This window comes from Burkholderia sp. Bp9143, assembly GCF_003853645.1.
GTDB lineage: Bacteria > Pseudomonadota > Gammaproteobacteria > Burkholderiales > Burkholderiaceae > Burkholderia.
Genome location: NZ_QTPO01000192.1, coordinates 1 through 322, shown reverse-complemented (window position 1 = coordinate 322; position 322 = coordinate 1). Strand labels below are relative to the sequence as shown.

The following is a 322-nucleotide window of genomic DNA, read 5'->3' as shown; positions in this document are numbered from 1 at the left end:
ATCAGCGCACTCGCCAGCTGGGCGAGTGTCGCGTACAGGTGCTCCGGCGAGCGGCCGGGGTGCGTGGCAAAGAGGCGAAGTTGCGGCCACGCCGCATGGATACAGTGCAGCAGCCAAAAGAGCTGTACGTCGGCCACGCCGTATTCGGCAACCTGCTCAATCCGCTCGCTGCGACGCGCACCGAGTGCAAGGCTCTTGGCCTGCAGGATGTCGGCGAGGCGGTTGATGCGCTCGAGGTGAAGCGCGTGACTGCCAAGCGTCAGGCACGGCGGCACGAACCGGTGATCGACCTGAAACTGGCCGCTGCTGCTCCGGACAAGCC

At 66.1% G+C, this 322-nt stretch carries 1 protein-coding gene; it reads right to left on the bottom strand.

Annotated features, from left to right (window positions below; genetic code table 11):
• On the bottom strand, nucleotides 1-322 hold a 322-nt coding region (tssK, locus tag DIE23_RS39305; protein ID WP_148093518.1), incomplete at both ends, for a type VI secretion system baseplate subunit TssK.